Here is a 12,599-nt window from a genome sequence, read left to right on the forward strand (position 1 = left end):
TCCTGAGCGGGCTGGCAACGCTGATCGTTGCTCTCACGCAGGTTATTCGCTTCTGACCCGCTGCTGGCACCTGGTGAGGGCGGCTCCCCACGGAGTCGCCCTCACGTCGCTAGGAGCTACGGCGGGCCGGGGGTATCCGTACCATCCGTACCAACCTCGTTTTGCCTGCTCAGGGGCGGTACGGATTGGATCGCGGTACGGATTAATGCGTACCGGGGGCGGCGGTGAGGGTGCGTCGTGGTACGGATCGATCCGTACCAGCGGGGTTATCCGTACCGGGGATGACCTGCGGAAACGAGGTTGGTACGGATGGTACGGATACCCCGGTGGAGGGGGTTTCGGGTTGTGGGCAGTAGCGCTGCCAGGCGTCGGTGAAGGCGTCGCGGGTGTAGCCCTTGGCCTGCCCGACGGGGAAGCGGATCGTGTCGGAGCGGATGTCGAACTCGCGAAGCAGGTCGCCGAGTTTCTTACCAGTCAGGCCGTTGGGGCCGCTGTCGGCCCACGGTGCTTCGGGGTCGCCGTTGAGGGCGGCGAGCAGGTCGGCGCTGGGCGCGGCGGGCGGGTCGCCGAGGGTGGCGAACGCGGTACGGATGTCGGCCAGGAGACGAACGCGTTGGGAGACGTTGCCGGCGTCGTCGGCTTCGGCGGTCAGGACGGTGACGGCCTGGCGAGCGCGGGCCGGCCAGGTGCCCCCGGCGAGGTCGGCGACCGCCACGAGGGGTTCCCAGGTGTCGGCGGCCCGGTCCTCTACCGGCATGGGCGGTTCCGCGGCTTCGAGGATGGCGAGGTTCGCGCGGAGCCATCCGGCGAGGCGTTGGGCGACGGCGCGGAGGGCGGGGCCGTCGCGGCGGTGTCGGTAGGGGGCGACCTGCTCGCCGGGGGCGCGGCGGCGCATGCGGATGACGACGGCGCGGTCTTCGATGGTGTCGGGCATCGCGCCGATGCCGGCGAGGGCGGCCATGGCGAAGGTGGGGATCTTCTCCAGGCTTTGGGTGTTGTTGTCCCATCGGATCGCGGGCCGGTTGCGTTGGTGGCCGGCGTTGAGCAGTCCGCGTAGGTCCTCGTTGGCGTCGGCGTTCTTCCCGCCGAACAGGGTGTCGGCCTCATCCACGAGCAGCGTGGGTGGCTGTCCGGTGCCGATGGCCCGGTAGACGGCTGCGGGTGAGGCGTTGACGGTGATGAGCGGGTCGTGGCAGGTGCCCTCGACCACGTCGAGAAGACGCGACTTCCCGCACCGCTTCTCCGGCGCGCGGATGACCAGTCGGGGCGCGTGTGCCCACGCGGCTTGGGCGTGGGTCGCGGCGATCCACAGCGCGACGGCGTCGACCGCCTCCGAGCTGGGAAGGATCACGTACTTGGTGAGGCAGGCGTGTACCTGGTCGAGAATCGCCGCGCCGTCGTGGGGTTGGTCGGTGGTGCTGGTCGTGTTCATGCGGCGAGTCCTTCGGCGTGGAAGCCACCTCGGATGGCGGCGCGGATGTCGCGGTCGGTTTGCTCGGCCTGACGGCCGGCGGTGGTGAGGGCGGCGATGGCGTCGTCGTGGCTGATCGCGTCGGCCGCGACCATGCGGGCCACACCCCGGGCGGCCCCGTAGAGGGTGGTCCGGCGGGTTCCCTCAGCGGCGGTGGCGATCGCGTGCAGGTGCGCGGCTAGCAGCCGGTCGGGGAAGGAGATGCCTCCCGCCGGGCGGGTGCTGGTCGGGACGTGCGCCGGGACCGGGGTCGGTGCCGGCGCGACCGGTCGGCAGGCATCAACCAGCGCGGGGGGCATCTCCTCCATCACCCTGTCCGGCGTCCACCGGTAGGGGCGGCCGGTGCGCGGGTGCACCGACGGCGGCAGGACCACGTACCCGCCGTCGGCTTTCACGTCGACGCCGGGCCCTAACCCTTGGCCGGGTTTGCCCTGGCTGCACGGCACCGGGTCGCCGGGGTGCCGGTAGTACAGGTGCCACCCACCCGACCCCGTGACCACGTACGCCGTCGGCGGCAACAGGCCCCGGCCGATCAGCGCGTTCATGGTGTCGCGGCCACCGTGGGCGGGGTCGACATCAACCACGACGGCCCCGGACGCCGCACCGGTGCGCAGGGCGAGTTGCCCCGTGGGAACGGCGTCCACGATCGCGGCAACCCGGTCGGGGTGGGTGGTGGCGGCGTAGAAGCCGTGGCAGGTCAAACACGGGCAGGCGTCGCGGTCATGGTCGGGGCCGGCATCGGTACAGGGTGGACAGTTGGCAACGGGTCGTTTCGACCGAGCGAGCATGAACACCGGCCAGCCCCGGGCGGCGTAGTCAAGGGCGGCGGCGAGCAGGTCGGACATGAGGTGTCTCCTTCCTGGCGCAGGCGGGCCGGTGGCCAACGCCGCACGGACGCTGGCCAACCGGCGGTGAGCGCGCGAAGCGCGCCGATCAGGCACTTCGGGTTAGGCGATCCGGCGCGGCCGGCTCTCCGGGCGGCGGGCGTCCAGCGGGATGACCGGGGCGAGCCGTGCCGCCGGGGCCGGGGTGGGGGCGGTGTCGGCGGCGGACAGGAGCAGGGTCATGACCTGCTGCCGGGTGCGGCCCGGTGCACGTTCCCAGGGCAGGATGGCCGCGTGCAGGTCGACAACCGTGCGGGTGCGCAGGTGCCGGGTGAGGTGGTCGACGGCGGCGGCGTACGTCTCGGCGGTGGTGGGGCCGGTGATGGCGAACCAGCGCGGTCGGCCGAGCAGGACGGCGCGGATCGCGCCGTAGATGCTGGCGGGGTACATGCCGGAGCGGACCACCCGGCAACCGCCGTGGGTGCAGCCGTGGTGTGGGTCGTAGAGGCCGGGGCCGGGGTGCCAGCCGTGCCGGCGCAGGTAGCCGGTGGCGGCACGGAGGGCGTCGGCGGGGGACTGCGGTAGGTGATCGGTCATCGTGATGACCTTCCTCAGCGTTGACTGTGGGTAGTCGCCTGTGGGTGTGCGGAATCGCGCCGGGTGGGTCCGGCGTGTGTGGGGTGTGTGGGGTGTGTCAGGCGTGTGGGGCAAGGGGGGTGCTGGGGCCCGTTTTCGGGCCGGGACCCCCTGTTGTGGTGTGTGGGTGACACGCCCTCACGGGCAGGTCAGGGCGTGGGACGGGGGGTGGGACAGGGCGTGTGGGTCACACGGGTGTGTGGGGGTGGTGGTGTGTGACCCACACGCGGGTTTGTGTGGGGCTAGGCGGCGCGCTGTCCGCCGGTGCGGTAGGCGTCGATGGCGTCACGCAGCGTCGCGGAGTGGTATCCGGGCTTGACCGCGTCGCCGATGCGGACGCTGCCGGTGGCGTTGTGCCGCTCGACGCCGACCTCTCGCAGGAGCCGGTTGAGTTCGGTGCCGAGGGTGGCCGGGTCCATGTCGAGGCGGGTAGCGAGTTCTCCGGTGTGGATGCGTCCACCGTTGGCGTCGGTGGCCTCCAGCGCGCGGGTCAGCAACTCCGGCACCGGGTTGAGGTGGTTGAGGGCGGCGGTCATGTCGATGCCGAGTTCGCTGACGTTGCGAGCGGCGATGGTCTTGAACCGGTCGAGGGCGGCGTCGAGGGTGTCGCCGGGGATCGGGTCGAACAGGTGGGCGATATCCGCTCCCGCGCCCCCGCCGGCCGGCGGGGTGCCGGTGGCCGGGGCGGTCGGGGCGGTCGCGGCCGGAGCGGTCGCGGGTGGGGTGATGGTGATGGGGGCGGTAAACAGGGTCGGCATGGTGCGCGCCCACCGATCCGTGTAGGCGCGGGTGCCCTTGACCGCGACCTTGCCGGCGAGCTGCGCCGAGATGGCGTCGAGGTCGGGTCGCCAGGGGGCGACCGCGACGGCGGCGGCGTCGATCCGGTTGGGGTCGGTGCGGTAACCCTTGAACGGCATCGGCGCGGCCTCGCCGGGGTTGCCGGCGAGCAGAAACCCGCAGCCCTGGTAGGGGGCGGCTTCGGCGTCGATGTTGTACTTCCAGCCGAACAGGTAGTTCAGTTCCTTCTCATCCGTGACCCGCATCCCGATCCTGATCCGGGCCTGCTCCTTGATGGCGATGGGCAGGTAGTCGTCGGTGGCGCGCAGCGCGCAGCACAGGGTGCGGACTCCGGCGGCGCGGCCGGTGTCGCTGATCTGGGCGAGCATGTTCACGATGTGCGGCGGCACGGTCTTGATCTCGTCGACCACGATCACGATCTCGGGCAGGTCCGGCCCGACCGGGATCTTGTCGTCGTTCGCCGCCCGCATCCGCTGCTGATACGCGGGCTTACGACCGTTGATGATCTCGATCGCGGCGCGAACCATGATCTCCGCCTCGCCGATGCTGGTAGCGACCCAGTCCACAGCGGGGCGGGGCGCGCGGCCCTCGGCGTAGGGGGTGACCCACGGCCGGGACAGCCCACCGCCGGCCAGGTCGATCTGCCACACGAGGGTGTCCACGCACCGCACGAGCTGCGTGTTGATGGTCTGCAACTGGTTGGTCTTCCCGCTGTCGGTCTGTCCGACCAGCACACCGCAGGCGTAACGCAGGTTGATCACGGCCTGTTCGCCGTTGCGCAGCGGCCCGATCGCCAGGGGGTTGTTGATCGATAGGGGGCTGTAGTCGTCCAGGTAGTGATCCTGGGCGAGGGCGTTGACGGTGGAGACGTGCAGCAGCACCGCGCCGCGGCTGTCGCCGGGTTCGACGGTGACCTCGCAGCCGTGCGGCAGCCGGGCGTCAGCGGCCAAGCCTTCGGTGCGGCGGGCGATGTCCCGCCACGTCGCACCGCCCGGCGGGAGGTCGGCGTCGAGGGTGAACCCGGTGCGGGTCGCCCACCCCTGCACGTTGCGCACCCTCACCTTGACGTCGGTGACGCGGGCGATGCGGGCTTCCCACACGGCGGCGACCCGGTCGCGGCGCGCGGCGGCGTCCATGGCGGCGGCGTGCTGCTGGGCGGCGGTGGCGCGGCGGCGGCGAGTACGGCCGATGGCGGTAGCGACGGTGCCGAACCCGGCGGTGCCGGCGGCGAGGGTACCGACCGCCCACCCCGACCACACCGCATCCGTCATCAGGGCGGTGGTCGCCCATGCGCCGGGCATCATCCAGCAGCAGCCGCGCCACAGCAGCCGGTGGCCGGGCAGGTCGTCGGCCATGCCGGCGGCGACCGCGCCGGCCGCACCGAGCGCCCCGCCGATCGCGGCGAACGGGCCGGGCACCTGCGCGGCAGCGGCGATGCTCGCCGCGCCCAGGGTGGCCCCGGCCGCGTTCAACGTGCCCCAGGCGGGGTGTGGGTGCCGCCAGTGCCAGGTGGACAAGGCGTAGGCGGCCCACGACATGGCCCGCCCCCGGGCCGGCTTCCCAGCGGCGGTGGGGTTGGTGGTCGGGTTGGGGGTGGCCCCCGGCACGCTGGCCGGGGGCACCATCTGCGGGTTGGTGTCGGTGGTGGTCATCAAACGTTCCACTCCTGCTCGTTGGTGCGCGGGGCTTCCTTGCGGGCCAGGTCGCGTTCGTGGACCTTGCGGAACACCGGGGCGATCGTCTCGGCGGCGGCGATCGTGGCCCGCTGAACCTGGTAGAGCGCGGCGAGGGCTTCCACGACGCGCGGGTCGACGGGCCGCTCGGCGTGGGTGCGCAACGCCATCGCCTTCAAGCCCTCGGCGATGTCGAGCATCGCGGCGGGCATCTGCGCCAGGTGCGCCCCGAACTCGTACATGTCATCGGGGGTGTACCTGCTCGCGGCCGATCGGAACTCCGATGCGGCCCCGGGGAGAGGGAAGTTACCCATAGGTGCGCCACCTCCAGCGGTGATCTCCAGCGACCCGACCTGACCGGCCGGGCCGTTGCCGTTCGTGGGGTTGTTACGCTCGCTGGCCTTCCGCGCCTTGCGGGCTTCCTCGGCGAGGCGGGCGGCTTCCTCCGGGCCGCCGATCGGCTTCGGCGTCGGCTTCGGGCCGGTGGACATGCCGCGGGGTGTGGCACCCGTGCGGGGACGCACGCCCGTGATCGGCTGCGGCTTCCGGCCCTTGCTAGGGCTGCCCCGGCCGAACAGGCCACCGCCGGTGCCGCCCTTGCCCGCGCCGGGCCTGCCGCGTCCGAACAGCCCACCCCCGGAGGTGCCCTTCCCGCCGGTGGGCTTGCCCCGGCCGAACAGCCCACCGCCGGTGGAGCCGTTGCCCGTGCGGGGCTTGGTCCGCCCGAACAGCCCACCGCCGCCGGTGCCACCAGCACCCTTGCGGCCGGTGGGTCTGCCCAGGCCACCGGCGGCAGGGCGGCCCGCGCCGCTGCTCTTCCCGCCGGGCCTGCCCCGGCCGAACAGCCCGCCACCGGGGGTGCCCTTCCCGCCGCCGGCCCGACCCCGACCCCGGGTGGTCGTGGGGATACCGCCAGCGGCAGCGGCCCGCCGCGACGACCGCGCCACCTGACCGGTACGGCCGGCGGCGTCGCGCTTGCGGTCGCGTTTGCTCTTACGGTCGGCCATGGCGAGTCCGGCGGCGGCGGTCGCGGCGGCGGCCAGCAGCAGCGCACCGACACCACCGGCACCGGCCCACACCGCCCCACCACCCACGGCCAGGACGTCAGCGGCAGAAAGCAGCAACGCCCCACCGGGAAACCCGGACGGGCCGTCACCGTCCGGCGGGTCACCCCCGGTGTCGTCGGCGGTCGGCTCTGCGCCCGGCGCGTCGCTGTCGGCCAGGGGCAGGCCATCGCCCCCGGCGTCGCCACCGTGGTCCGGGTCCGGGTCGGTGGTGGGCGGCGTGGCGTCGGTCGTGTCGGTGGCCTCGATCGTGTCGGTACTCACCGGCGACCCGCCCGGCAGCGCAGCAACCACCGCACGATCCCGTAACCACCGGCCGCGATCAGCAGGGCCAGCAACAGCCACCCGGTGAGCTGCGCATCGCGTGCCAGCCCGAACCCGGTAGCGAACACGACCACCGGGCCGCCGACCGTCAATCCAACGGCCAACCCCGCCCGCGAATCCTTCGACCCGACCGCCGCCGCAGCCACGCGCGGCCGGTCAATCTGCTCACTTCTCGGCACCATCACCGGTGCCTCCTCTCGTTGGAAGGGGTAGCGGTTGAGCGCCGGTCAGCCGAGCAGGACCAGGGCTGCGGTGACGGCGGTGCCGGCCAGGCCGGACAGCAGCAGGTCGACGGCGATACGAACCCGCCGGTACTTGGCCACCGTGGTTCGGGACAGCCACACCAGCTCGTGTGCTCGCAGGGACGCCATGCTCAGCGGCGGCAGCGCGGCGTCGGTCATCAGGTCCCCCGGCGCGCTGGTGGCGTAGCGGATCAGGCCGTGCCCGCCGCCGAGGGACGGGCGGACCGCGCCGGCCAGCAACCCGACCGCGACACCGATCACCCCGACCGTTGGGGCGCCGGTGGCGAGGGCGGGGCCGGGCAAGTCGGCGCGGGCCAGCACGGCCAGGCCGACGGTGAGGGCGGTGCCGGCGAGCGTGAGCAACGTCGACGCTTTCGCGTCTACGCGGACCAGCTCGGCGCGCACGGTGGCCAGCTCGGCGGTGAGGAACGTGGTGTCTGGCACCATCAGAGGTGCCCTCCCTTCACATTGGGTTGGGTGACCGGACCGGCGGCACAGCACTGGTTTCCAGGCCGTAGGGGCTGTGCCGCCGGGCGGGGTTAGCTACGGCTACGGCGGTTCGTGACCAGCAGCGCGGCCGACGCCATGACCATCAGGCCGTCGACGGCGAGGGGGCCGATGGCGATGGTGAGCGGGTCCTCGCCGAAGTGCTCCAGCAGCCCGGACAGGTGCCGGTAAGACACCACGGCGGCGACCACCGCGACCGGCAGCACACCGGCGACCCGGGCGACCACGGAACTGAATCCCTCGCCCCAGGGGATGCGGGTCAGGATCTCCACCGCGACGAACAGGGCCACCGGCCAGAACACCGACAACGCCACCGCCAGGGGCGACGGGGACCACCCCGGGTCCGGGGCCCACCCGAGCGGTGCGCCGTCGGGCGGCTTCGGCAGGTAGGTGTGCGCCACGTTCGCCGCGATCGACACCACCCCGCCCAGGATCACCCCGACGTAGGCCCACCCCCGGCCCTGGGCCCGATTGCCGGCCCGGCCGGGGCTGATCTTCGTGCCCGGGTGACTGACCACCGTGACCTGCTCGACCTGCTCGACCGGCGCGCTGTCCACGGCGACGGCCGGGGCCTGCGGGGCCGGCGTGGTCTGCTCGGCCACGATCGGCGGGGGGGCCGGGTTCGGGCCGATCGGCTCCGGGTAGTCCAGCCGGGGCGCGGCAGGTTCGTCGGCGGTCGTCTCGGGGGTCAGCAGCGCGCCGCGCACGATCATCGCGGTGCGCAGCGTCTCGGCCCGGGTACGGTCGGCGTGCTCGGACTTGAGGCGGGCGAGCAGGTCGTCAGCCTTCGCCGCGCCAATGCGGAACTCCCGCATCAACCGGTTCCGCGACGGGAACTCCTGCCCGGCGGGCAGCGGCAGATCACGGGCGGCCGGCAGCAGCGTCTCCACCGGCTGCGGATAGCGGGTGCCGTTGATGGTCGGGGCGGTCATGCTGCTTCCTCCTCAGGAAACGCGGCCGGGTCGGCGCAGGTCAGGCACTCGCCGAGCGAGCGCGGGATGTAGTAGGGCCGCTCATGGCCGCAGATGCGGCAGGTACGGCGCGCGGTTAACGCGGCGCGGACGGCGCGGAGCTGGGCGGGGGTAGCGGTGCGCTTCGGCCGTGCCAGATCAACCCGGTACAGGTACGCCGTACGGGTGCCGCCGACGCCACGCCAGAGCACCTGAGCGGCGACCGGCTGCCCGGCGGGGCGCAGGCCGGCGGCGCGCAACTGACGGCGGGTGGCGTAGCCGGGCGGGGCACCTCTCCACCAAAAGGTAGGAATGCCGTAACGGTCGCCGTCCGGATCCCAGTACGCGGCCCGGATCCGCGACATCAGGCAACCCGCGACGCGCTCTGGCCAGCGGGACAGACGTGCGTGGGACGAGCGGACAACTCGGCGGCGGCGCGGGTCACCCGGGCCTCAGCCCGGCGCAGCCTGCGCCAGTCCAGCGCGGTCGGCCCGCCGTCGTCGGCGGCGTAGAGCATCGCGATCTCGGCGTCGAGCAGGTCCAGGTTGGCCGCGATCAACGGCCACTCCTGCTTGATCGCGGCCAGGTCGGCGGCGGTCGGCCCCGTGGTGGCGTCGTGGTCGGTGGTCACTTCGATCGGTTCCTTCCGGTACGGCGAGAGCGCGACGGCTGCCGGCAGGGCCGGCAGTGCTGCTCGTCGGGGGCCAGCGGGGCGAGGCCCCGGCACGCGGTGCAGGTGCGCCAGGTGGCGCTGGACTTGGTCGTGACGCGGACACACGCAGCGAGCACGGACATAGCGAGATCACCTCTCCCTACAGGTCAGGTCAGGTAGACAGCGCGGGGCGATCACGCCCCGGTCACGCACGGCCCGAACACAGCGGGCCGGGGAACCCCCTGGGGCGTACGCCGCGCCCTCTAACAGCGCGGCCCCCGCCCAACACAGGGAGCGATCAGTGGCAGAAGCAACCGCGCGCCAGATCCGCCCACTCGGCCCGCTCGCTCGGGATCTACCGAGGTCGGCCACCGTGTGGATCAAGGCAGGCATACCGCAGACGAATCAACGCGGCGCTTCGTGCTGTGAAGTTCTCAATGAACGTGCACACGGCAGCCCGTACGCGCACGCCGCAGCCGAAGCCGCAACGCCGACGCCGCCAACCAACCGGCAGGTTCACCCCCCTAAACCCTGGGATCCAGGGGGGTGGTGGCGACAAGTTGAACACGCCCCGCCAAGGCCAGTCAACCCCCCTTAACAAGCCAGTTCGCCCCCACTGACAGGACGGCAGGCGTTCGGGCGGGTCAAGGCAGCTCGGGTAGAATTAGCCCCCTTGACGAAGGGAGCGCCGGGTGAAGGACCCCGCAGCGGTAGCCACCGTGGGCGACACGCGAGAGCGAGCAAAGGCGGCGCACACGCTGATCGAGGACTACCAAGCCGCGATCGCCGAGCTGTCACGGATCCGGCGGGAAGCCCTTGAGCAGCTCCTGGTCGACGGCATGACGCAGGCGCAGATCGCAGACCTGCTCGACATGTCTCGGTCGCGGGTCTCGCAACTGCTGTCCGCTGGCACCCGGCCCGAACGCGCCTTCCTCGGCACCGGTCGGCTGACGGTTGCCATCGGCGGAAAGCAGGAGTCTGGTCGGCACGACCCGGGCGACATGCTCTCGGCCGAGAGCTTCGCGGCCTACAACGTCCTAGCGGACCTGGCCCGGACGGTCGGACTAGATGCCAACTACGAGGTAGTACCGCCCCCAGGGTTCGTGCACCTGAATCGCCCGAACCTCATTGTCCTTACCTCGCCACGACTCTTGCCTTTCGTGGGTCAGGTGATGGAAGCAGATCCGCATCTGCGGTTCGGCTCAGACGAACGCGGTTGGTACCTTATCGACGGCGAAACCGAATACCGCTCTCCCCGCGACGACGGGCAATCGGCGGACTACGGCTATGTTGGTCGCTTGCCCCGACCTGATGGCAAGGGATCGTTCCTTTACCTCGCGGGCACCCACGCACAGGGAACGCTAGGCGCTGCTCACTTCGTCGCCAATAACCTTGCTCAGCTCCATAAGGAGCTTAAGAGCCGCCGATTCTCGATGGTGGTTCGCTGCGAGTACGACCCGGCCAACCCAAGGAAGATTCTTTCCTGCGAGCGCGTAACTCCGATCTATCGCCACGAGAGCTGAGAAGCATGCGAATCCTTGCAGCGTCAGAGCCGTCCAAGGCAGACAAGCTCAATGAAGACTGGTTCTCGGCATCGCCAAATCTGGTCGTGGTGCTAGACGGTGCGACCGCCCGGACCGACACCGGTTGCATCCACGGCGTCTCCTGGTATGCAGCGCAGCTCGGAGCCGCAGTCTCAGCACAGGCAAGCGATCCGTCAGTCGCGTTGCCGGCAGCATTGGCAACGGCGATCAAGGTTGTTGCTGAGAAGCACCCCGACTGCGACCTAACGAGTCCCGGCACACCTTCGGCTGCCGTGGCCGTTCTCCGGCGCACGCCGAGTCACCTCGAATACCTGGTTCTCGGAGATGTCGGCATCATCCTTGCCTCCGACTCGCACCTAAGTGTCATCATCGATGACCGGGTAGACAAGACTGCGCAGGCAGAGCGTCGAGAAGCGGACGAATACCCGATCGGATCGGTCGAGAAAGCCGATGCCCTGATTCGAATGAAGCATGCTGAGCTAGCCGCCCGAAATGCTGAGGGTGGCTTCTGGGTTTCGGCAGCAGATCCTACGGTCGTTAGTCACGCAATCGTTGAGGCAGTGCCCATCGAAACCGTCACTCGGTCGGTCCTGTTGACCGATGGGGCTGCAAGGCTTGTGCGGATGTTCAATGACGTTAGCTGGAGGGAAATGCTCGACCTATTGGAGCATCAAGGGCCAACCGAGGCGCTCCGGCGCGTGCGCCAGCTCGAAGAGTCCGATCCGGTCGCCCTCCAATGGCCGCGCAATAAGAAGAGCGATGACGCTACGCTCGTATACGTAGCCGACCCTCGATAGATTCCACTCTTCGGCCTGCCGCGCGGTCGTCCGGTCACCGGGGGCGCGGCGGTGCGCACCAAGCGCAGCGAGTCAGCGGTACCTTGTTACCAGCAGCCGGGCGGCACGGGCGGAGGGATCTTGGGCGGGAAAGTGAATGAAATCGGCGTTGTTGATCTTTAGCGGTCCAGGTCAGGAAGTCTGTTCCCCGCGCACGCGGGGGTGATCCGCAGCTCGCGAAGCTGATCGCCTGGCTGACCGTCTGTTCCCCGCGCACGCGGGGGTGATCCGCAGCTCGCGAAGCTGATCGCCTGGCTGACCGTCTGTTCCCCGCGCACGCGGGGGTGATCCGGATACGCCTATCGCGTACCGACGCACCCGCTTCTGTTCCCCGCGCACGCGGGGGTGATCCCGCCCACCTCACCTGGATGCGCGCCGGCTCGTACTGTTCCCCGCGCACGCGGGGGTGATCCGGTGTCCGACAACCTGTACGACGTCGACGGCGTCTGTTCCCCGCGCACGCGGGGGTGATCCCACGTGCGGGCCGTGCGCGGAGGTCGACGGCCGCTGTTCCCCGCGCACGCGGGGGTGATCCCCGCCTCGCCCCGCACCCGTACGAGGCCGATCACTGTTCCCCGCGCACGCGGGGGTGATCCCTCCCGCAGTCGCTCCCGAGCGATCGTGTGGAACTGTTCCCCGCGCACGCGGGGGTGATCCCGAGATCCGCGCCTGCGGCCACACCGAGCGGCACTGTTCCCCGCGCACGCGGGGGTGATCCGATCGTCGCCATCGCGTTGGCCCGCACCTCGGGCTGTTCCCCGCGCACGCGGGGGTGATCCGGTGCGGTACGCCTGCCAGGTCGCCGGCCCGAACTGTTCCCCGCGCACGCGGGGGTGATCCCTACGAAAGGTAGGTGTATGGCAGGGGAGACGCCTGTTCCCCGCGCACGCGGGGGTGATCCGGGGGAACTGTCGGACCTGATCGGTAACGTGATCTGTTCCCCGCGCACGCGGGGGTGATCCCTGGGTGGAATGGCCGCAAGGGGTGTTCCTGCTCTGTTCCCCGCGCACGCGGGGGTGATCCGAGAGAGCGCACCCGTGCTCGGTACGGACTGCCCTGTTCCCCGCGCACGCGGGGG

Annotated in this window: 12 protein-coding genes and 1 CRISPR repeat array (1 of these 13 running past the window's edge); of the genes, 2 read left to right on the forward strand and 10 right to left on the reverse strand. The window is 71.2% G+C overall.

What is annotated here, in order from left to right; translation table 11 throughout:
• Positions 1–202: 202 nt before the first annotated feature.
• The 10 genes from ACVMYR_RS05255 to ACVMYR_RS05300 form a co-directional block, all read right to left on the reverse strand.
• Positions 203–1,432: a DUF3631 domain-containing protein gene (locus tag ACVMYR_RS05255; protein WP_457121202.1), complete on the reverse strand. Its 1,230-nt coding sequence runs from the start codon at positions 1,430–1,432 to the stop codon at positions 203–205.
• Complete coding sequence (locus ACVMYR_RS05260) at positions 1,429–2,316, reverse strand: bifunctional DNA primase/polymerase (protein ID WP_457121203.1); 888 nt, start codon at positions 2,314–2,316, stop codon at positions 1,429–1,431. The genes ACVMYR_RS05255 and ACVMYR_RS05260 overlap by 4 nt, the downstream gene beginning before the upstream one ends.
• Positions 2,317–2,418: 102 nt before the next feature.
• Positions 2,419–2,892 (reverse strand): DUF6197 family protein, encoded by a 474-nt coding sequence (locus ACVMYR_RS05265; protein ID WP_457121204.1) that lies wholly within the window; start codon positions 2,890–2,892, stop codon positions 2,419–2,421.
• 281 nt (positions 2,893–3,173) lie between these two features.
• Entirely contained in the window at positions 3,174–5,381 is a 2,208-nt protein-coding gene (locus tag ACVMYR_RS05270) for a hypothetical protein (protein ID WP_457121205.1), read from the reverse strand.
• On the reverse strand, positions 5,381–6,730 hold the full coding sequence (locus tag ACVMYR_RS05275; RefSeq protein WP_457121206.1) for a hypothetical protein: 1,350 nt from the start codon (positions 6,728–6,730) through the stop codon (positions 5,381–5,383). The genes ACVMYR_RS05270 and ACVMYR_RS05275 overlap by 1 nt, the downstream gene beginning before the upstream one ends.
• The gene (locus ACVMYR_RS05280) at positions 6,727–6,972 is read right to left on the reverse strand and encodes a hypothetical protein (RefSeq protein ID WP_457121300.1); all 246 of its coding nucleotides are present in this window, start codon (positions 6,970–6,972) and stop codon (positions 6,727–6,729) included. The genes ACVMYR_RS05275 and ACVMYR_RS05280 overlap by 4 nt, the downstream gene beginning before the upstream one ends.
• 45 nt (positions 6,973–7,017) lie before the next feature.
• Positions 7,018–7,479, reverse strand: coding sequence for a Pycsar system effector family protein (locus tag ACVMYR_RS05285; protein ID WP_457121207.1), 462 nt, complete (start codon positions 7,477–7,479; stop codon positions 7,018–7,020).
• A 92-nt stretch (positions 7,480–7,571) separates the two neighbouring features.
• Positions 7,572–8,471, reverse strand: coding sequence for a DUF2637 domain-containing protein (locus ACVMYR_RS05290; RefSeq protein WP_457121208.1), 900 nt, complete (start codon positions 8,469–8,471; stop codon positions 7,572–7,574).
• Positions 8,468–8,854, reverse strand: a complete 387-nt coding sequence (locus tag ACVMYR_RS05295; RefSeq protein WP_457121209.1) for an RRQRL motif-containing zinc-binding protein — start codon at positions 8,852–8,854, stop codon at positions 8,468–8,470. Before ACVMYR_RS05295 ends, ACVMYR_RS05290 begins: the two co-directional genes overlap by 4 nt.
• Complete coding sequence (locus ACVMYR_RS05300) at positions 8,854–9,120, reverse strand: DUF6284 family protein (RefSeq protein ID WP_457121210.1); 267 nt, start codon at positions 9,118–9,120, stop codon at positions 8,854–8,856. Before ACVMYR_RS05300 ends, ACVMYR_RS05295 begins: the two co-directional genes overlap by 1 nt.
• 713 nt (positions 9,121–9,833) lie before the next feature.
• Between ACVMYR_RS05300 and ACVMYR_RS05305 the strand changes: the two genes are divergently transcribed.
• Both ACVMYR_RS05305 and ACVMYR_RS05310 read left to right on the forward strand, forming a co-directional pair.
• The gene (locus ACVMYR_RS05305; protein WP_457121211.1) at positions 9,834–10,664 is read left to right on the forward strand and encodes an RNA polymerase sigma factor; all 831 of its coding nucleotides are present in this window, start codon (positions 9,834–9,836) and stop codon (positions 10,662–10,664) included.
• Positions 10,665–10,669: 5 nt separating this feature from the next.
• Positions 10,670–11,482 (forward strand): protein phosphatase 2C domain-containing protein, encoded by an 813-nt coding sequence (locus ACVMYR_RS05310; protein ID WP_457121212.1) that lies wholly within the window; start codon positions 10,670–10,672, stop codon positions 11,480–11,482.
• A 180-nt stretch (positions 11,483–11,662) separates the two neighbouring features.
• Positions 11,663–12,599: direct repeats of the CRISPR family, unit length 28 nt; unit sequence CTGTTCCCCGCGCACGCGGGGGTGATCC (it continues 190 nt past the right edge of the window).

This window comes from Micromonospora sp. PTRAS2 (assembly GCF_054052245.1).